Annotated in this window: 17 protein-coding genes and 1 pseudogene; 4 read left to right on the top strand and 14 right to left on the bottom strand. The window is 54.3% G+C overall.

Annotated elements, in window-relative coordinates; all coding sequences use genetic code 11:
- Position 1: 1 nt before the first annotated feature.
- The 3 genes from ABYP39_RS05570 to ABYP39_RS05560 all read right to left on the bottom strand — a co-directional run bounded on the left by ABYP39_RS05570 (position 2) and on the right by ABYP39_RS05560 (position 2,560).
- The gene (locus ABYP39_RS05570; RefSeq protein ID WP_372748118.1) at positions 2 to 307 is read right to left on the bottom strand and encodes a DUF2288 domain-containing protein; all 306 of its coding nucleotides are present in this window, start codon (positions 305 to 307) and stop codon (positions 2 to 4) included.
- Positions 304 to 1,002 (bottom strand): pseudouridine synthase, encoded by a 699-nt coding sequence (locus ABYP39_RS05565; protein ID WP_372748119.1) that lies wholly within the window; start codon positions 1,000 to 1,002, stop codon positions 304 to 306. The genes ABYP39_RS05570 and ABYP39_RS05565 overlap by 4 nt, the downstream gene beginning before the upstream one ends.
- A gap of 292 nt (positions 1,003 to 1,294) precedes the next feature.
- On the bottom strand, positions 1,295 to 2,560 hold the full coding sequence (locus ABYP39_RS05560; RefSeq protein WP_372763591.1) for an MFS transporter: 1,266 nt from the start codon (positions 2,558 to 2,560) through the stop codon (positions 1,295 to 1,297).
- Between the two features lie 143 nt (positions 2,561 to 2,703).
- Here ABYP39_RS05560 and ABYP39_RS05555 point away from each other — a divergent pair, with 143 nt between their 5' ends.
- Positions 2,704 to 4,209 (top strand): AbgT family transporter, encoded by a 1,506-nt coding sequence (locus tag ABYP39_RS05555; protein WP_372781487.1) that lies wholly within the window; start codon positions 2,704 to 2,706, stop codon positions 4,207 to 4,209.
- Positions 4,210 to 4,273: 64 nt separating this feature from the next.
- On the opposite strand, the gene phoU is transcribed toward ABYP39_RS05555, so the two are convergent.
- From phoU to ABYP39_RS05510, 9 genes are all read right to left on the bottom strand, one after another.
- Positions 4,274 to 4,990 (bottom strand): phosphate signaling complex protein PhoU, encoded by a 717-nt coding sequence (gene phoU, locus ABYP39_RS05550; RefSeq protein WP_372748122.1) that lies wholly within the window; start codon positions 4,988 to 4,990, stop codon positions 4,274 to 4,276.
- A 12-nt stretch (positions 4,991 to 5,002) separates the two neighbouring features.
- Positions 5,003 to 5,845, bottom strand: a complete 843-nt coding sequence (pstB, locus tag ABYP39_RS05545; RefSeq protein WP_372748123.1) for a phosphate ABC transporter ATP-binding protein PstB — start codon at positions 5,843 to 5,845, stop codon at positions 5,003 to 5,005.
- A gap of 26 nt (positions 5,846 to 5,871) precedes the next feature.
- On the bottom strand, positions 5,872 to 7,566 hold the full coding sequence (gene pstA, locus ABYP39_RS05540) for a phosphate ABC transporter permease PstA (protein WP_372748124.1): 1,695 nt from the start codon (positions 7,564 to 7,566) through the stop codon (positions 5,872 to 5,874).
- An 11-nt stretch (positions 7,567 to 7,577) separates the two neighbouring features.
- Positions 7,578 to 9,803 carry an ABC transporter permease subunit gene (locus ABYP39_RS05535; RefSeq protein ID WP_372763590.1) on the bottom strand — a complete coding sequence of 742 codons (2,226 nt, stop codon included), beginning with the start codon at positions 9,801 to 9,803 and terminating at the stop codon, positions 7,578 to 7,580.
- Between the two features lie 140 nt (positions 9,804 to 9,943).
- Complete coding sequence (locus tag ABYP39_RS05530; protein WP_372750047.1) at positions 9,944 to 10,915, bottom strand: PstS family phosphate ABC transporter substrate-binding protein; 972 nt, start codon at positions 10,913 to 10,915, stop codon at positions 9,944 to 9,946.
- Between the two features lie 102 nt (positions 10,916 to 11,017).
- Positions 11,018 to 12,319 carry a phosphate regulon sensor histidine kinase PhoR gene (gene phoR / locus ABYP39_RS05525; protein WP_372781485.1) on the bottom strand — a complete coding sequence of 434 codons (1,302 nt, stop codon included), beginning with the start codon at positions 12,317 to 12,319 and terminating at the stop codon, positions 11,018 to 11,020.
- A gap of 2 nt (positions 12,320 to 12,321) precedes the next feature.
- The gene (phoB, locus tag ABYP39_RS05520) at positions 12,322 to 13,026 is read right to left on the bottom strand and encodes a phosphate regulon transcriptional regulator PhoB (RefSeq protein ID WP_372749905.1); all 705 of its coding nucleotides are present in this window, start codon (positions 13,024 to 13,026) and stop codon (positions 12,322 to 12,324) included.
- Positions 13,027 to 13,170: 144 nt separating this feature from the next.
- On the bottom strand, positions 13,171 to 14,016 hold the full coding sequence (locus ABYP39_RS05515; RefSeq protein WP_372749904.1) for an SPFH domain-containing protein: 846 nt from the start codon (positions 14,014 to 14,016) through the stop codon (positions 13,171 to 13,173).
- Positions 14,017 to 14,037: 21 nt separating this feature from the next.
- Positions 14,038 to 14,496 carry an NfeD family protein gene (locus ABYP39_RS05510; protein ID WP_372749903.1) on the bottom strand — a complete coding sequence of 153 codons (459 nt, stop codon included), beginning with the start codon at positions 14,494 to 14,496 and terminating at the stop codon, positions 14,038 to 14,040.
- A gap of 135 nt (positions 14,497 to 14,631) precedes the next feature.
- On the opposite strand from ABYP39_RS05510, the gene ABYP39_RS05505 reads away from it, so the two are divergent.
- A complete protein-coding gene (locus tag ABYP39_RS05505; RefSeq protein ID WP_372764169.1) occupies positions 14,632 to 16,761 on the top strand; it encodes a YgiQ family radical SAM protein in 2,130 nt (709 codons plus the stop codon).
- A gap of 200 nt (positions 16,762 to 16,961) precedes the next feature.
- On the top strand, positions 16,962 to 17,168 hold the full coding sequence (locus ABYP39_RS05500; RefSeq protein ID WP_372748777.1) for a cold-shock protein: 207 nt from the start codon (positions 16,962 to 16,964) through the stop codon (positions 17,166 to 17,168).
- A gap of 154 nt (positions 17,169 to 17,322) precedes the next feature.
- Here ABYP39_RS05500 and rlmKL read toward each other — a convergent pair whose 3' ends face one another.
- Positions 17,323 to 19,491, bottom strand: a complete 2,169-nt coding sequence (gene rlmKL, locus ABYP39_RS05495) for a bifunctional 23S rRNA (guanine(2069)-N(7))-methyltransferase RlmK/23S rRNA (guanine(2445)-N(2))-methyltransferase RlmL (RefSeq protein ID WP_372781483.1) — start codon at positions 19,489 to 19,491, stop codon at positions 17,323 to 17,325.
- A gap of 287 nt (positions 19,492 to 19,778) precedes the next feature.
- On the opposite strand from rlmKL, the gene rmf reads away from it, so the two are divergent.
- A complete protein-coding gene (rmf, locus tag ABYP39_RS05490) occupies positions 19,779 to 19,982 on the top strand; it encodes a ribosome modulation factor (RefSeq protein WP_372748779.1) in 204 nt (67 codons plus the stop codon).
- A 75-nt stretch (positions 19,983 to 20,057) separates the two neighbouring features.
- Here rmf and ABYP39_RS05485 read toward each other — a convergent pair.
- Positions 20,058 to 20,384, bottom strand: a pseudogene (locus ABYP39_RS05485) (23S rRNA pseudouridylate synthase B); the annotation flags it as partial.

Raw genomic sequence — 20,384 nt, 5'->3', positions numbered from 1 at the left:
GTTACGGTAGCTGGATCAACACCCAGGGCGCAATGACAAGCGCCCAGACCTCGGCGTTCTCGTCGAACCACTGCTGCGCTTGGGTGTCGTCTGGCACCCGAAGCTTATCTTGCGCAATCCATGCCTCCACCGTTGATGTGTCGTTATCGATAATGGCCTTACCGGCATCAATCAGGTCTATGCCCTGAGCTACCTCTCTCACCACACCGCGAGCAAAATAGCGCTGCAGTTCATGCCAGCCAATGCGCCCAGTCTGCCCATTCAGACGGGTTTCGAGATCCAGCATCGGGTCCTTAAAATGATTCACAATTTTCCTTTTTCAATCTGTGGCCAAGAAAGCTGCCAGGGGGCGCTCAATTCAGCCAATCGCTGTTGGCAGGGCTCGGCGAGAAATGCCGTCCCCTGCGCTGGAGGCAAAGTATAGCGGATTAGCTCGCTGCCCACGGAGAACGCCAGCGAATACGCATGGAGGTAACACCGATCGGGTTGGCTCTGCGAACTGCCATAGCGGGTATCGCCCAGGATCGGCGCACCGAGACTGCGCATCACCACCCTGAGCTGATGAGTGCGGCCCGTTAACGGTTTTAACAAAAACAACCGACACCCGTCCCCCAATCCATAACTGAAGAATTGCGTCACGGACCACGGCTCGCCTGAGCGCGCCAAGCGATAACTTCCAGCGCGGGCTTTCACCAGGGCACCTTCGACTTTACCCTGTTTTTTTGACGGCTTTTTATCGGACAGCGCCAGATAATATTTTTCAACCTGCCGTTGTTCAAATTGCGCGCTGAGCGCAGCAGCTGAAGCCGGGGTTTTAGCCAGAAGCCACAACCCCGATGTCGCCTGATCCAGTCGATGAACTGGCGCGAGATACGGGTAACCGGTCTGTTGTCGCAGCAAGTCGAGCAGGGATACAAGCTGCTGGTCGCGGTGCACCGAAAAGCCTGCGGGTTTGTCTACCAAAAGGTAGTCTGCGGTATCAGAAACAATGATTATTTTCACGCTGTCCTGGCTTGTGGATAAAATCGCTCGGGTAATTTGCACGTTTTTCACGCATTTTCACACAGTTACAAAGATGTGACAGTGTCGACATGAAAAAATCATATATTGCGACGCTCTAACAGATTCAGTACGTTTCTCAAGCCTAAAAAGACAAAAATGTTATAAAAATATTGCTGTTTACGCTGGGCTGGAAAAAAGTTTTCCCCAGATTCAGTGAACAACCCTGTGGATAACTCTGGGCAAAAGAGCGCAAACGGCGAAGCGATGCAGCCCTCGCAAAACTGTCTATTTTTTAATCAGGACGATCAAGCTGCATACGCTTGCTAAGATGAAAAACCGCACCGATAACACCCAACATCACTGCGCTGGCAAACCAGTAAGGTAATGAGGCTTCGCTCCGGTACAGCATCCCCCCTGCAATCGGTCCAACCACAAAGCCCATGCCCGCAGCAGAACCCAACAATCCTGCCAACGCGCCTTGCTCGTGCGCGTCAACAACCATCGTTGCACTCGCGGTATAGCCCGGGCCCGCCATACCCATTCCCAACCCGAAAAACACCATGGCACCCAACAACATTGGCAGATTCGATGCATTGGCAATCATAAGATAGCCGACAAAACTGAACGGCAAACCGAATCGCACCAGGTTAATCGGAACGCCATTGTAACGCTGGACGATGCCAAACTGTGCCACGAGCATCGATGCCGACGAAATGACCATCGCCATAGAAAACATCTGCGCAGCATGCACCCCGTCGAGCTGCAATATATCCTGATAATAAAAACCCAAGGTTTGTTGAACCATGCCCAACATGCTGAAAATGGCAAACCCGATCAAGACAAACGCTCGAAATCGCGGATCAAAGGCCCGCAGTTTTTTCTCATTTTTAGGGCGGCTTTTATGCGACTCCGTCGGAGGAAGATAGCGCATAACCAGCACTGCGGCGATCAATGTTATGCATGCTTGCAAATACATTGGCGCGAGAAAGCTGATGGATACAAACCAGGCCAGCGCCGGCCCCACCATCGAACCCACCTGATTAAACGCGCTTAACTTGCCAATGCCTTTGACGCGGTCGGGGAGAGTTGTCACGTCAACCACATAAGCGGAGGCCGCTGGATTGGCTGCGGACATGATGACCGCGTGCAACACCCTTGTCGCCAGCAGCAACCCATAGAGCGCAACGCCGCCGAGCAGCCCGGCCAACCCCACCGAAGCCGCAGTATTGAACGTGACGGTGCCAATACTGTAGCCAACCAGTCCGAAAATAATGATGGGCTTGCGACCAAAGCGGTCACTCATGCGCCCCCAAAAGGGCGACACCATTGAAAAGATCAAAGCTGTTAACGCTGAGAGTGACGTAATGGCCATTTCCCTAGGAGCAAAGGTCATGTCTGTAAATGGCACTGGAAAAATAATTTGATCCAGCTGCAGCTCGCGCCCCAGCATGGGCAAAACGGCAAAGACCACCGTCTGCCCCATACCAATCGCCATCATGGCGAAATAAAGCATGGTCAAATTTGGCTTCCTGTCGGCTGCCTGTGCATGTTTGGTCACAAGAGAATCCTGAGCATGAATGCCTGCACCAGGCAATCGGAAGAACGGGAAATGTGGCGCCACCGAAGGCTTTGCCCCTGCGGTATTCACAGAAGCTAATGGTACACTACCGACCATAAGGACTAGAAATCATTGGTGCTAATTTGACAAACCAGAACCCAATTTTTATCCGTTTACTGAACTGGCTGGAACGCACCGGCAATCAACTACCCCACCCGACCCTGCTGTTTGTCTATCTCTGCGCCCTGGTCGCTGTGCTGTCGGCCCTATTGACGTGGCTTGGGGTGCAGGCGACCCACCCGGCCACCGACGAAACACTGATAGTGCGTTCATTACTGAGCGCTGATGGTCTGCGCTGGATGGTGACTCATACCGTCAAAAACTTTGTCAGCTTTGCCCCCGTCGGCACCGTTTTGGTTGCCATTCTCGGCATTGGCCTAGCTGAGCACTCGGGCTTATTGGGCGCACTGCTGCGCGCACTCGTGGCTCGTACCCGGGACAACCTGCTCACTGCAGGCATTGTGTTCGCGGGAGTACTGTCATCGCTCGGAGCAGATTCAGGCTATGTGGTACTGGTACCTCTGGCGGGATTCGCCTTTGCCAGTGCGGGCCGACATCCGCTGGCGGGTATTGCGGCTGCCTTTGCCGGGGTCTCCGGCGGTTATAGTGCCAACCTAGCCATTGGGCCACTCGACGCAATTCTGGCCGGACTGTCCACGGAAGCGGTCAAACTAGTAGCAGACGCCGGCGTTGCCGCCAGCGATAACTACTATTTCATGATCGCCTCCACCGCGTTAATCACCGCGCTCGGCACCTTGGCCACCCAACGCTGGGTTGAGCCCAGGCTCGGACACTATGCGTCAGCAGAACCCACAGAAGCTTTTGCTGACAAGGCAAGCGATCCGGTCTCTTACCGCTGGACACTCATTGTCAGCCTGAGCTGGGCTATCGCACTGCTGGCGGCGACGGTGCCGAGCGATGGCATATTGCGTAACCCCAATACCGGAAGCCTGATAGGCTCTGCGTTCCTCTCCGGCATCGTTACGCTGATCGCTTTATCTATTGCCAGCGCCAGTATCGCCTTTGGCTTCGAAAACAAACGCTATCGGCGCGCCACAGACTGGATTGAGGGCATGGAAAAAAGCATGGCCAGTATGGCGTCCTATCTCGTGCTTATGTTTTTTGCTGCTCAATTCGTCAACTTTTTTGCCTGGTCCGGCATGGGAGCCATAGCCGCAGTTAAGGGGGCCAACCTGCTGGCCACACTGGCTATTCCTTCAGCACCGCTACTGATTGTATTTATCCTGCTGTGCGCTGTTATCAACCTGCTGATTGGCAGCGCTTCTGCCAAATGGGCTCTGCTGGCACCTGTGTTTGTGCCTATGCTGTACCTGCTCGGAATCTCGCCGGAAGCCACCCAGCTTGCTTACCGCATCGGCGACAGTTCAACGAATATCATTACGCCCTTGATGCCTTACTTCGGGGTGGTTGTCGCGTTCGCTCAACGCTACGACAAAAATTTAGGCATCGGCACAATGATGGCTCTGATGCTGCCCTATTCCCTGCTGTTTCTGGGAGGCTGGTCGATTATGCTGCTAGCGTGGATGTGGTTGGATTGGCCCATTGGGCCGGGGGGAGCCGGATTCTGAAAACCTGCGCCGGACTAGTGGGTTCCGGCGCAGTTATTCAATGTGCGGTAAGGGTGTCTGGCAATCAGCCTTTAACTTCAGCTTCCATTTCTTTCAGTCCGACATGGCGCACGTCTTTACCTTCCACCAGGTAGATAACATGTTCCGCAATATTGCGCGCATGATCGCCAATCCGCTCCAGAGAGCGCAGTGACCACATGATATTCAGCACGCTGCCGATACTGCGCGGATCCTCGATCATATAAGTGACCAAACTACGCATCGCGGTGCCGTATTCCATATCGACCGATTTGTCTTCCTGAGCAACCGTCAACGCCAATTTGCTATCAAAGCGAGCAAACGCGTCCAGCGCATCACGCACCATTGCGCCTACGTGATCGCCGATATGACGTATCTCGAGGTAGCTGCGTGACACACCGCCCTCGTTCGCCAATGCGATGGAGTGCTTCGCAATTTTGGTTGCCTCATCCCCCATGCGTTCAAGATCATTCAAGGCTTTGCTGATGGCCAGTACCATTCGCAGGTCGCTTGCAGCGGGCTGTCGTCGCGCCAGAATCAGGGTACATTCTTCATCTATCTCTACTTCAAGGTCGTTTACCTTGTTATCCCGCTGGGCAACTTCTTCCGCCATGCCGCTATCGAGATTCATAAAAGCGGAAATTGCATCGCGCACCTGTTTTTCAACCAGTCCGCCCATTTCCAGCATGCGTGTTTTCGCGTCGTCCAACTCGGCGTTGAATTGCTGCGAAATGTGGTGTGAGTGCAAATCTTTTTCCATCATGAGATCCTGGACTTATCCGTAACGACCGGTAATGTAATCTTCAGTCTGCTTCTGCGCGGGGTTGGTAAACAGCGTATCAGTGTCGCCAAACTCTATCAGCTTACCCATGTACATAAACGCAGTATAGTCCGAAACACGCGCTGCCTGCTGCATATTGTGGGTAACAATTACTATCGTGTATTTCGATTTGAGTTCGTAGATTAACTCTTCGATTTTAAGCGTTGAAATCGGATCGAGCGCCGAGGCTGGTTCATCCAGCAACAGCACCTCAGGTTCCACCGCAATCGTGCGCGCAATCACCAAGCGCTGCTGCTGACCGCCCGACATGCCCAGCGCGTTATCCTGCAAACGATCTTTCACTTCGTCCCACAGGGCTGCCCCACGCAAAGAACGCTCAACGGCTTCGTCAAGCACGCGCTTTTTATTAATGCCCTGAATACGAAGACCATAGGCAACGTTTTCATAGATTGACTTCGGAAAGGGATTCGGCTTCTGAAATACCATACCAACATTGCGGCGCAGAGCAGCGGCATCAACCGACTTGTCATAGATATTATGGCTGTCGAGCTTGATCTTCCCGTTGATTCGGCAGCCATCCACCAGATCGTTCATTCGGTTAAAACAGCGCAGCAGTGTCGATTTACCGCAACCGCTAGGGCCGATAAACGCCGTAACGCGCTTGCGGGGAATCTGCATGTCGACGTTATATAGGGCCTGTTTTTCACCATAGAAAAGGTTCAGGTCTTCTACCGTCAGCGCGATATCCTCATCGGCGAGTTTTTTAGTGCCGGCACTGCGCCCCAGGGAATCCATTCTGATCGCGTGGGTACGGGCTTTGGTTGAATCCGTGCTCATGATGTCACCGTGTCAAAATAATTCTGTTAAATTTCCAGCGCCTTGTACTTCTCGCGCAGATGATTTCGCAGCGCAACTGCGCTCAGGTTCAGTAGGGCAATAATCACTACCAGCAACAGCGCGGTCGCGTATACCAGTGGTCGAGCTGCCTCAACGTTGGGGCTTTGAAAACCCACGTCGTAAATATGAAAGCCAAGATGCATGAACTTCTGGTCGAGATGAAAGTAGGGAAAATTGCCGTTCACCGGCAGCGTCGGCGCCAGTTTAACCACCCCTACCAGCATCAACGGCGCTACCTCACCGGCCGCACGAGCCACCGCCAGAATCAGGCCCGTCATCATGGCCGGGCTGGTCATCGGCAGCACCACCCGCCACAGGGTTTCCGCCTTGGTTGCCCCCAGAGCAAGGCTGCCTTCACGCAGCGCTTTCGGTATCCGCGACAAACCTTCTTCTGTGGCAACAATTACCACAGGCAAGGTTAGCAGCGCCAATGTCAGCGACGCCCACAGCAGACCCGGGGTGCCGAACGTGGGCGCAGGCAAGGCCTCCGGGAAAAACACCTGATCAATTTCGGAGCCTAGGAAATAGATAAAAAAGCCCAGCCCGAACACGCCGTAAACAATCGACGGCACGCCAGCCAGATTGTTTACAGCGATACGGATGATTCGGGTCATGAGGCCTTGGCGCGCATACTCACGCAAATACACCGCCGCAACGACGCCGAACGGGGTAACAATGATGGACATGATGATAACCATCACCACGGTGCCGAAGATGGCTGGGAAAATGCCCCCCTCGGTATTGGCTTCGCGCGGCTCATCGCTGAGAAATTCCCAAAACTTGGCGATATAAAACAGGATCTTGCCGCCTATCCCCATCGCATTGGGCTTATAGGCATGCACAATCTTCGCCAGCGCCAGCTCAACCTGCTGGCCTGAGGCCACTTCAGCGACAATACTGTCGCGATTTATCTGCCCGTAGAGCTCGATCAGCTGCCGTTGGTATGCCCTGTATTCGTTGTCCAGCTCCGCTCGCTCGGCGGCAATTACTGCCTCTTTTTCGGCACGTCTGGCCGGACTCATATCCTCATCAAGTTCGAGGCCGCGCTCACGAAGACGCAACTTCTCTATCTTGTAGTTAATCGCGCCAATATCTTTCTTTTCAATTTTCTCAATCTGCTCGAACAGTAACTGCGCCCGTTCAAGGCGGGACTCGAACTCCGCCCACGCTGAGTCGCCGCTGGCAACAACGCTACCCGCTTCCTTCACCTCTCGCAGAAAGCCGTAGAAATTGCCCCACTCACGACGTTCCAGCACCATAATATCGTCGGGGTAGCTGATATCCGACAGATAAAGGCTAAGCACCCAGCCAAAATCCGCACCGGTCACATCGCGGTTACCCTTTTTGATTAACTGGCGGTCGAGGAACACCTCGTTCGTGTCGATCGTGAATCCCGCACTGCGCAATTGCTCTATTGGCACAGATTCTACTTGTACTTGTTCTCCGATCAGACGCGTCGCGCTGTCGCCATGGGGCTGATACTGCGCCTGCATGACGTCTGCGGGCCAGAAGTGGCCGAAACCGCGCACCATCAGCAATACCAGCAGGCCGACAACCGCAATGGCACTGAGGCTGACGGCGGCCGCATTTATCCAGATCAGTGGCTCACCACGCCGACACCACTCGTAGAAAGAATGACGTTTTTTACTTTCCAGAGGCATTGAAATACTTCCTACAGGTTGCCGTAGCGGTTACGCAATCGCTGGCGGACAATTTCTGCCATCGTGTTAACCACAAAGGTGAAAAGGAACAGCACGAAAGCCGCGAGAAAAAGGACACGGTAGTGACTGCTGTCCACTTCCGTCTCACCGATTTCCACAGCGATATTCGCCGCCAGGGTGCGCATACCCTCAAAGATGTTCATGTCCATCACCGGGGTATTGCCGGTGGCCATAAGCACAATCATGGTTTCGCCCACGGCACGTCCCATACCGATCATCAGAGCCGAGAATATGCCGGGGCTGGCCGTTGGCATTACCACGCCTACCAAGGTCTGCCAAGGCGTTGCGCCCAGTGCCAACGAACCATAGCTGAGATGCTTGGGTACAGAAAAAATAGCGTCTTCGGCGATGGAGAATATTGTGGGAATGACCGCAAACCCCATGGCTACACCCACCACCAGCGAGTTGCGCTGATCAAAGGAAATACCCAGGTCAGCAGTAAGCCAGGCGCGCATATCGCCGTCAAAAAACCAGCGTTCCACCGGCGCGCTCATCCAGACACACAGCGCGACCACACCTATGATCACTGGCAGCAGTAATACCGGATGCCAACCATCGGGCACGTGCTTGCGCCAACGCATCGGAATGTAATTCCAAAACCAGGCAAAAGCGAGCACGCCCACCGGCAGGAAAATGAAAATACTGAATACCGCCGGCAGATGCTTTTCTATAAAAGGGGCTAGCCACAAACCCGCAAGAAAACCCAGAATTACAGTCGGCAAGGCTTCCATCAGTTCGATCAGCGGCTTGACCTTGCGCCGCATCGCCGGCGCCATAAAGTAGGCAGTATAGATCGCGCCGCAGATAGCCAGCGGTGCCGCTATGACCATCGCGTAAAATGCTGCTTTCAGGGTGCCAAATGCGAGCGGAGCAAAACTGTATTTGGGCTCGAAATCATTATTGGACGCTGAAGACTGCCAGATATAGTCAGGCTCGGGGTAACTCTCATACCAGACTTCTTCCCACAGAACCGACCAGGACACTTCCGGATGCTCGTTCTCAACCGCCCACACCAGGAATTGCCCATCGCTGGTCTCTGCTAGCAGGGTTTCAGCCCGTGGCGAGATCGCGCTTTGCACGATCGAAGCGCCAAGCGATTTGCTTGCTAGGTGGCGCTGCGAGGTGCTGTAGTAAAGATTCGCTTCACCTGCAGTATTGATCGCGACAAATCCCTTGCGCCGATGCTCCGGGCTAACTGTCACAATACCCTTTTTACTATCGGCGAAGCGGCGAATCTTATGCAAGTGAACTACACCGTCGCTATTGACGTTGAACCACTGCGTCGTCTCACCGTTGCTGTTGGAGATCAATAGCGAAACGCCGCCGAGAAGAAAGCGCGCGTCAGTTAACATCGCGTTATCAAACAGTACACCGGCATCAACGATTTCTTCAGCACTTACGTCAATAAGCCGATACTGCCCTTTCGGCGACAGGGCATAGAGCCAGTCCTGACTGGGCCCCAGTAGAATGGCCTGGGGTTTGATATCCAGATCCGGTAGTGACAGCTGCTCTTCAACCAGGGTGACTTCCTCGGTCAGGAAATCCTCTTCCTTGACCCAGCGTCGTCCCTCCAGCTTGCCGCCTGCGGTGTAGGCAATTGCCACCAGAGCTTCGTCGTTGTCTCTCACGGCCAGTTTGAGCAGTGGCTGATCCGCCAGCCGAATCGGAGCTTCACCGAAGGGGTAGCGCATGACCGGCGTTATCAACCGCTGGTCGTTCGGGTAGCTGATTTTGTAGTGGTGTTTAGCGATCAGCACACTACCGTCCGACAAACCAACGCTGAACACCCGACTGGTTTCCGATTCAACGGCAAAGCTGGTCACACTGGTGCCTTCCGGCAGGGGCAGAAAACCATCGTTGACCACGCTGCCATCAGCGAGCCTGAAGAAACTGTACTGGCCATCTTCAGCCAGACGGAAAGCCACCTCGGCCTGTTCCTCTATCGCCAGATGGAGCGTAGGGGCGGCACTGCCGACCCGGGCAAACTGGTGTTCCTGCTGCATACTGGCAGGTTGAAACAGTGGCAGGATTTCATACAGCAGATAAAAGAAGATCAGCAAAATGGCGACCAGCACACTGGAGCCTCCAACGCTGATCCCGACAGCCGCAGCCTTGTCTTTGAATTTGCGCCAGCGCGCAAAGCGGGTGTTGTCTCCCGAGAATACTGATTCGCTCACTGCTGGCTCCACAGGTCCATGTCGCGGCTCATGATATGTCTATTTTGTTACAGTATTGTTACAAAGGCGACTCAATGCGTCATCGCCTCTAAAGCAAAACGGCCACGCCTGTCGGCGTGGCCGCTCGGCCGTCGGGCATATTATATGCCGAGGGCTTTTAAGGTCTTCTCAGTGACCTTTGAAGGCAGCGGTATATAGCCGTCTTTTACCACAACTTCCTGCCCCTGTTTTGACATCACCATCTTAATGAACTCACGCTCCAGCGGGCTCAGCGGCTTGTTGGGCGCCTTATTGATGTAAACATAGAGGAAGCGCGCCAATGGATAGCTGCCAGCGACCGCGTTGTCTTTGGTTGCAGCAACGAATTCTTTGCCTGACTTGCTGATCGGCACTGCCCGAACGCTGGATGTTTTATAACCAATGCCCGAGTAGCCAACGCCATTAATGGAAGTAGCAACAGACTGCACTACGGAGGCTGAGCCAGGCTGCTCGTTTACGGTATTTTTGAAGTCGCCTTTACACAGGGCTTTCTCTTTAAAATAACCATAAGTACCGGACACCGAGTTGCGGCCAAACAGCTGCACATCGCGGTTACTCCAGGCACCGGTCATGCCAATGCCGCCCCAGGTGTCAATGCTACTGGGGGCACCACACTTGCGAGTACTGGAGAATATGGCATCTACCTGCTTGATTGTCAGCCCTTGGATCGGGTTATCTTTATGCACGAAAACAGCTAGGGCATCAATTGCAACCGGCACGGCGGTAGGCTTGTAGCCAAACTTGCTTTCGAAGGCTTCAATCTCTTTATCCTTCATCTTGCGGCTCATAGGCCCCATGTTGGAGGTGCCTTCGGTCAGAGCCGGAGGCGCAGTGGACGAGCCCGCTGCCTGAATCTGGATGTTCACATTGGGGTAAAGACGCTTGAACTCTTCGCCCCAGAGCGTCATTAGGTTGGCCAGCGTATCAGAGCCCACGCTAGACAGGTTGCCCGATACACCGGACGCTTTTTCATAGGTCGCCAGATCCTGATCAACCGTGCTGGCAGATACCAGGTTGATTGTCAGTGCGGCGCCGGCAATTGCAGCCTTGCCTAACCATGTCTTCAATTTCATTACCGTCTCCTGATCGTCGGTCGTGGCTTTTTTGTCACCCGACCACATTAATACAGATTTGTGACACTAAAATGACAAACCGCATTTACCGCAATATTTCTTTCACACATCCCGGCGCTGAGTCGCTGAAATGGGGAAAATACAGGTGAAGCGGCTACCTTTGCCCGGATTGCTGCGTATTCGTAACTCACCGTGATGACGAATAAGAATATGTTTGACGATGGCCAACCCCAAGCCGGTACCGCCGGTGGTTGTGGCGCGGCTCTGATCTACCCGGTAAAAACGCTCGGTGAGGCGTGGCAGATGCTGCGGTTCGATACCGATACCGGTGTCCTCCACCTCAAAATAGGCATGATCTCGATCCGCATACCAGCGCAGCGTAATCGTATCTCCATCGCGCGTATAGCGGGCGGCATTGACCGCCAGATTGGAAAAGGCGCTCTGGATCTCCTTACTGTCACCCATAAGGCGAAGCGTTTCATCGCAATGTACCTCGACCGTGCGCTCGCCAGTTGCCGCCGCAGCAATCTCCTCACGTAGACCTCCCATTAAACCATTAACCGCTACCAGGTCGTCCTGCCTGCCCGAAGGTAGCGATTCCAGCCGCGACAGGGTCATCAGGTCGTTAATGAGATTTTGCATCCGCCGGCTCTGGGAGGTCATCTGTTCAAATGCCCGAGCCGCCGGCGTGTCAGCCTCCGCTTGGTCAGCCAACATTTCCACATACCCGTTTATCACCGTTAGCGGTGTCCGCAGCTCATGCGATACGTTGGCAACAAAATCCTTACGCATCTGTTCCAGCTGAACCGTGCGGGTGATATCGCGGGCAAATAACAGACGATTATCCCGCCCAAAAACAGAGACCGATACACTCAGGCGCACCTGACCATTCACCGGCGACGCCATCTGAAAGCGTTCGCCGTAATCCCAGGATTCAAAGTAGGCAATAAAGTCGGGAGCTCGCAGAAGATTGACGAGCAAGCGCCCATTGTCATCGGGGTGACGCAAACCGAGCAGCGTATGCGCGGCGCGATTAGCCCACTCGATGGAACCATCGGGGCTTAACATCACCACAGCATCGGCCATTGAAGCGAAAGACGCCCGAAGATGTTCAATATCTGCCTGCAAGCGGGCATTGACCTTCTGGGTTTCACGCTGGATTTGCGACAGCGTATCGAACACCTGTCCCCACAGGCCGGCCGCCTCAGGCGGTTCGTCTCGCCCTGCCCCCCGATACAGCCAGCGATTGAGTTGGCGCAGTTGGTTTAAAGACCACAGAGCATAGGCAAGTGCAGTGCCAAACAGAAACCAAAGTAGAAAATCGAGGATAAGCCCAAAGAAGGCGGCGATGCCCAATAACAACCCGAACCGCGCAAGCTCAGTCTTCCAGCCTTGCAGCGGCATTCCTACTCCAGTCCCGCCGCAGAGAAGCGATAGCCCGTGCCGCGAACCGTCTGGATCAAGCTGCCAAAATCCCGAGAATCCGTGAGCAGGGCTTTGCGCAAGCGACGGATATGTACATCAACCGTGCGCTCTTCGACATACACATTGCTGCCCCACACTTGGTCCAGCAGCTGACCGCGGCTATAGGCGCGCTCCTGGTGGGTCATGAAAAATTTCAGCAACTTATACTCCGTGGGGCCCATATCCACCGGTTTTTCATCGGCGAACACCCGATGGCTCAACGGGTCAAGCACCAGACCATTAACCTCAACGGAATCACCTTCTTCCGGGTCAACGCTACGCCGCAGCACGGCCTTGATCCGAGCCAGAAGTTCACGGGATGAGAAGGGTTTAGTGACATAGTCATCTGCCCCCACATCCAGCCCCTGAATGCGATTGTCTTCATCATCCTTGGCGGTCAACATGATAACCGGAATACTGCGACTGACCTCGTCGCGCCGCAGGCGGCGCAGAAGCTCCAACCCTGAGGTATTCGGCATCATCCAATCCAGGAGAATCAGATCCGGCCGCTGATCCAGTATTTTGCCATAAGCTTCCTGCGCATCAGCGGCTTCCATGCAGGTGAACCCGGCCATTTCCAGGCCGATGCGTATCATTTCCCTGATTGCACTCTCATCATCAACAATCAGTATGCTGCGATTTGCCATTGTTAGTCCGGTCATCGTTTATTAATCACAGCTACGCATTAAAAGACTTTTTTGTGACAGGAATGTTACAACAGTTCACCATCACGATGACAGTTTGGCTATAAACGTCGGCGGCTATTGCCGCCCATTTCCACCTATTATTGCTTAACGGTTGAGAATGCCGCGAATAGCTTCCGGAAGGTCTGCTGGAAACACCACAGTTTTTGCATTTGCAGAAGACGAAAGATTCTGCAGCGACTGAATATACTTTTCACCCAGCAGATAGATCACTGGCAGCTCTTCGTCCTTGATGGCACCCGTGACCACTTCGATTGCCGCAGCGCTGGCCTTGGCCAGTACGACTTCGGCCTGTGCATCCCGGCGCGAAGCCTCAAGTCGGCCATCGGCCTCTAGAATGGCAGCCTGTTTCTCCCCTTCTGCCCGGGTAACCACGGCGCGGCGCTGGCGCTCTGCCGCAGCCTGCTCTTCCATGGCCTGCTGCATGGTAGGCGATGGGTTGATATCCTGGATTTCCACCGTTTTCATGGTGATACCCCAGTCGGCAATATCATCCGAAATACCGCTTTTCAACTTGGCTTTGATCTGGTCTCGAGAAGAAAGTGCATCATCAAGCGCCATCTCACCCACAATGGAGCGCAACGCAGTTTGCACCAAATTCTGAATAGCAATGGTGTAATTCTCAACGCCGTAAACGGCTTTTTCGGGCGATACAATATTGATATACGCCACCGCATTGGCAATGATCACTGCGTTGTCCTGAGTGATTACCTCCTGAGAGGGAATGTCCAGCACGATATCCTTGGTTGTCACCTTGAACGCAACGTTGTCGATGAACGGCACCACCCAGTTAAGACCGGGGTTCAGGGTGGCATGGTATTTACCCAGCCGCTGCACAATGTGCTTGGAACCCTGTGGCACAATTTTGACTGTTTTGCTCAGCACCACCACGGCGACAATCGCCAGAGTGACTACTACCGTCAAACCTTCCATAGAACGTCTCCTGTTATGAAATCAGCCTTGGCGGGCTACCACCAAGGTGTTGCCCGACACATCGGTAACACTCACCCGGTCGCCCACACTCAAGGTTTCAGTGCAGATAAAGGGCCACTCATCGCTACCGAGCAAAGGCATGGAAAATCGCAGGCGTCCACGCTCGCCGACATTGGCCTGAATCACCAGCCCAACCTGCCCAACCACCGCTTCTTTGGACATCCCCGACAGGGTCTTGTCCCGAAAGCGCGGCTGAATGAAACGAAACCAGATAAACAGCTCAGCTACCGACAGCGCCGTCCAGATCAACAATTCCGTCGACACACTCAGGTTGAGGAAATAGGCTAGAACACCGACCACAAGTGCACTGATCCCCAGCCAGAGCAGCACAAAACCCGCCGTAAAAATTTCCAGCGCAATCAGAATCAGCCCCAACACCAGCCAGTGCCAGTAGGCTATCGTCGAATCCAGCCACTCCATAACAGCCTTCCCCAGTGTGGATTTTGTTATAAGCGTTCTATTTAGCCGTGGAGCACCCGCGCAAGCAAGGATTTTTGGCGTCGATTCACGTATACTGCGCGCTTTCGCCACAACCACACCCAGCAGCACCCTTATATGGCCCCGAAACACCTCTTCAGTTATCGCAAATACTGGGCCGAATGCTTTGGCCCCGCCCCCTACCTGCCCATGTCTCGCGACGAGATGGATGCGCTGGGGTGGGACAGTTGCGACATCATTCTGGTCACCGGCGATGCCTACGTAGACCACCCCAGTTTTGGTATGGCCGTCGTTGGCCGCGTGCTGGAAGCTCAGGGTTTTCGCGTCGGCATCATCGCCCAACCAGACTGGCAATCCGCTGAAGGTTTCAAAACGCTGGGAGAACCCAATCTCTTTTTCGGGGTGGCCGCCGGCAACATGGATTCCATGATCAACCGCTATACCGCCGACCGGCGCCTGCGTCACGACGATGCCTACAGCCCGAACAACGAGGGTGGCAAACGGCCGGATCGGGCCGTCATCGTTTATTCTCAGCGCTGCCGGGAAGCCTACAAAAACACGCCCATCGTAATCGGCTCCATAGAAGCCAGCCTGCGTCGTATCGCCCACTACGATTACTGGAGCGATAAAATCCGTCGCTCTATTTTGCTAGATTCACGCGCTGATCTGCTGGTTTATGGCAATGCCGAGCGCGCCATAGTCGATATTGCACACCGCTGTGCCAACGGCGAAGCCATCAACGAGATGAAAGACATTCGTGGCACCGCGTTTGTCCGTAAGCGTGTGCCCGACGGCTGGACTGTGGTTGACTCTTCCAGTATCGATACGCCCGGGCCCATAGACCCGCCGATTGATCCCTATCAGGACACAACAGAAACCAGCGATTGCAAGACCAAACAGCAAGCGCCGGATGAATCCGCCCAGGAAATGGTGCAGACGGTGCGGGTTATCGACCCCCTGACGGCACGAAAGGAAAAACTCGATCCGGATTACTGCGTCATCCGTTTGCCGGACTATGAAACGGTTAAAAGCGACCCGGTGATGTACGCTCACGCAGCGCGGGTACTACACTTAGAAACCAACCCCGGCAATGCCAAGGCGCTGATTCAGCGTCACGGCGACCGCGAGGTTTGGCTGAATCCACCGCCGATTCCATTGACTACCGAAGAACTCGATACGGTTTTTGAGCTGCCTTACCAGCGCAAACCACACCCCACCTACGGCAGTGCGCGGATTCCAGCCTACGAGATGATCCGGTTCTCGGTAAACATCATGCGTGGATGTTTTGGAGGCTGCACTTTCTGCTCCATTACCGAGCACGAGGGGCGCATTATCCAAAGCCGCTCGCACGACTCGATTGTTCGAGAAGTGGAAGACATTCGAGACAAAACACCGGGTTTTACCGGTGTTATTTCCGATCTTGGCGGCCCCACGGCAAATATGTGGCGATTGAATTGCAAGAGCAAGGAAATAGAACAGAACTGTCGTCGTTTATCCTGCATATACCCGGGAATCTGCAAGAGCCTGGACACCGACCAGATGCCGCTGGTCGACCTGTACCGGGATGTTCGCTCTGTGGACGGCGTCAAGAAAGTGCTGATTGCATCCGGCCTGCGCTACGACCTGGCGGTGGAAACCCCCGAATACGTTAAGGAACTGGTCACCCACCACGTGGGCGGCTACCTGAAAATTGCGCCCGAGCACACCGAAGACGGCCCACTGTCGAAAATGATGAAACCCGGCGTAGGCACCTACGACGCGTTCAAAAAGATGTTCGAGAAATACTCCAAGGAAGCAGGCAAAGAACAGTTTCTGATTCCGTATTTCATCGCTGCACATCCCGGCACGACTGACAAGGACATGATGAACCTGGCCCTGTGGCTGAAAAGCAACGGCTTTCGCGCCGACCAGGTACAGGCTTTTTATCCCTCACCCATGGCCAACGCGACTGCCATGTATCACTCGGAACGCAATCCCCTGAAGAAGGTTTCGCGCCAAAGTGAAGTCGTTACCACTGCCAAAGGCTTGAAACAGCGCCGCCTACACAAGGCTTTTTTACGCTATCACGACCCCGAAAACTGGCCACTGCTTCGCGAAACACTCAAAAAAATGGGCCGCAATGATCTGATTGGGTTCAGCAAAAAGCATCTGGTGCCGCCTCGCCAACCCGCCGGCTGGCGTCCTGCTGCAGGTAAAAAGAAGCTACTTACCCAACACACCGGGCTGCCGCCGCGAAAACAGCGGTAGTTGATCTGGATCAATTGCTTAATAAAATCGACTTTAAACTTACATATCCTGTGTGTATATTGAAAATGCTGGCAATTTAAGCAGCCAAGGTTTTATGTAACAAGTCAATACGAAGTTGCGGTACTACCTCGTTCTGTTTGTCATAACTCCCCTGCCCGGCTCAGCAATAACAATTCAACAAAATAGACTCGAGGTGTGTGATGTCAACAACCACTGGCAAAGTAAAATGGTTTAACGAAACCAAAGGGTTTGGCTTTATTCAACAGGAACAGGGGCCGGACGTGTTTGTTCACTTTTCGGCAATTCAATCTGACGGATTTAAAACACTGGCCGAAGGTCAGGATGTACAGTTTGAAGTACAACAGGGCCAAAAAGGCCTGCAGGCGGCGAACGTTACACCGGTCTAGACGACCGATAGCAAGCCTGACGAAAGGCCCTTATTGAAGGGCCTTTTTTGTGCCTGTCTCATTAGCATCCATGGTAACGAAATCGCAAACCGACGTACTGAGTTTCCTATACGGCCATTGGCCATAGCGATGATTCACTATGGCAGACTACACATTAGTCGCGGCGCGAAATGTACCAACAATAGTGGATCGGCTTTCCTGAGCGTTTCACATCCGGATCGAGCGACCACTCGGTTCTATCTTCTACCTGATACTTTTCACTGACTTGCGGATCCAAACGAAAATCGCGCCGATTGGTTGAGAAAATCAGCAGCCCATCATGGTTCAGCGCGCGCACCGCTAGATCAATCATTTCAACGTGATCTCGCTGGGTATCCAACACCGTTTCGGTGCGCTTCGAGTTGGAAAAGGTTGGCGGATCCAACAGCACCATATCAAATGTCTTGGTGTTGTCGCGCAACCACTGCATACAATCGGCCTGCTCTGTATGGTGCCGTGCCTCGCTCAACCCGTTTATCGAGAGGTTCTCCCGCGTCCATTGCAGGTACTTGGGCGAGAGATCAACACTGGTCGTCCATTTAGCGCCGGCGACGGCTGCGTGCACCGTAGCCGAACCGGTATAGCAGAACAGATTGAGAAACGAGGCGCCACGGGCCCGCGCCGCAATATCCAGACGCACTCGCCGATGATCGACAAATAGCCCGGTATCAAGATAGTCGTGGAGGTTGACCAACAACCGGGCCTGACCTTCCTGCACAGTCAACCGCTCATTGCGCTGACGTTCTCGTCGGTACTGATCATTGCCGCGCTGTCGGCGTCGCTGCTTGAGTACAGTGCGCTCGGGAGGAATGCCGGTAGCCGATGGCAACGCTGCGAGGATTTCACGCAAACGTGCCTCCGCCTTTTCTTCCGGTACCGTCGCCGGCGGCGCGTATTCAGCTACCACCAGCCAATCTTCGTAACGGTCGATAGCTACCGCATATTCCGGCATATCTGCGTCATATAGACGGTAGCAGGTATACCCTTCGCGCTTGAGCCAACGCTCCAATCGTTTGCTGTTTTTCAGCAGCCGGTTACGGAACATCTTCGCGCCTTCCGACAGCGGCAAGCCACCCGATACCGGCCCATCCGGATTGTGCTGTTGCCTGGAGGCAATCTGTCGCTCCGGCTGCAGTTCGAATAACAGCAGACGGGACTCAATGGAACCATTCAGAAAACGGTATTGCTGGTGGCTATGCCAGGCCATCGCCTTGCCCAAATCGGGGTTGCCCGTAAACACCCCGGCCTGCCAACCGGTAAACTCCCGCCTAAAGGCTTCGCCCAGATAGCGATAGAGGTGAACCAACGAATTTTCATCACCCAGCCGCTCACCATAGGGGGGATTGGTAATAATTAAACCAGTATCCAACGCAACGTGGGTTGGCTTCACAAAGTCAGCCAGCTCCTTGCGCACCACACGCACCCGCCCCTTGAGACCCGCGCGTTCAATATTTTCTTCCGCTGACGCAATGGCTGCGCCACTGGCATCGTAGCCTCGAATTTCCGGCCACTGACGATCAAACCCCTTGCGCCGGCGCTCCAACGCGTCTTCGCGTAGGCGCTGCCACAACGCCGGCACATGCCCCTGCCAGCCATCAAAGCCCCAGTGTCGCCGCATCAGTCCCGGCGCAATATCCATCGCCATCCAGGCGCCTTCAATTAACAAGGTTCCGGAACCACACATGGGGTCGAGCAGCGCGCCACCTCGCGAGGCCATACCCGGCCAATCGGCGCGCAACAGAATCGCCGCTGCTAGGTTTTCCTTCAGTGGAGCCAATCCCCCTTTGAGTCGGTAGCCACGCCGGTGCAGGCTGTCGCCAGAGAGATCCAGCGCGATTTGTGCCTGCCCTTTCTTCAGTCGCGCACTGATCCTCAGGTCCGGTTGACGTTTCTCTATCGAGGGACGCACGTCGCCGCGCTCCTGAAAATAGTCAACAATGGCGTCCTTGCAGCGATACACCCCGAACTGACTGTTTTTCAGCCAGCCGGCCTTGCCACCAAAATCAATCGCCAAGGTCCCACTGGCCGCAAGATGCTCGCCCCAGTCGATCGCTTTGACGCCAGCGTAAAGGCTGTCGCCATCCGGGGCCTCAAATTCACTCAGTACCAACAAAATGCGGTTCGCCAGCCGCGACCAAAGGCAGGCCCGATAGCCGAGCTCCAGGTCGCCCTCGAAGGTCACCGACCCCACACTCTCGCGTACCGAGACCGCGCCCAGCGCCCTCAATTCATCGGCGAGGAGGTTTTCCAGAGATTTGGGGCAAGTGGCCCGAAAACCCAGCATCGAAGTTTGTTGCGCTGTTTGTGACACAGTATCCGCCGTTTAGGAATTAGAAAAATGGCTGAAACACCCGCCAGCCGGGGCTTATAAACTTAGCGCCTAAACAGCACCAAGCATATAAGTAATCGATCTTCGAAAGCACAGCTGAAATCTGCTTATATCAAAGGTCTGCAGGGCGCAATTTTAGCACTCCCATTGAGTGTCCATACAGTCAGGGAAGCTGTGATACACGCCTCCTGCAGCACTTCCTCAGTCCAAACTGAATGCAAGATCAGGGAGATCCGACCTCTATGAGAAGACAGAAACGCGATATGTCAGACCGTGCCTTCCACAAAGGCTATCAGGCTGGCTTTACCGGCAAACACAAGGATCTTTGCCCCCACCAGCAGGAAGCATTGAGACACAACTGGTTAACCGGCTGGCGCGAAGGCCGCCAAGACGCTTGGGAGGGCTATTCTCAAGTCGAAGCTCTGCAAAAAAACTACGCTCATTAGCGCAATCAGTCTCCACGTACCAGCAGAAGCTGTTTAACCCGCCTCAGGCGGGTTTTTTTATGCCCAACAGTATGTTCAGGCCTTGCGTGTGTTGCGCCGGCCCCGATTGCGCGCCGGTTTGCCATGCACCTTGCCATCGGGTTTGGGCACGGATTTGTTCTTGCCGGGTGCCGCCATGCCAGCCATTTCATAAACCTTTGTCACCTCATCTACAGGTAACTCCATCCACTGGCCGGCCTTGAGCTTGGGTGGCAAAAAAGTATTGCCATAGCGCACGCGCTTGAGGCGGTTCACCTGCAGGCCCTGCGATTCCCACAGGCGGCGTACTTCGCGGTTACGCCCTTCCATGATCACCACATAAAACCAGTGATTGATGCCCTCGCCACCACCGTCAACAATGTC

The sequence above is a fragment of the Litorivivens sp. genome (genome assembly GCF_041625495.1).
Classification (GTDB): Bacteria; Pseudomonadota; Gammaproteobacteria; order Pseudomonadales; family Spongiibacteraceae; genus Litorivivens.
The sequence above is the reverse complement of the archived record's forward strand: the minus strand, read 5'-3'. Positions and strand labels throughout refer to the sequence as shown.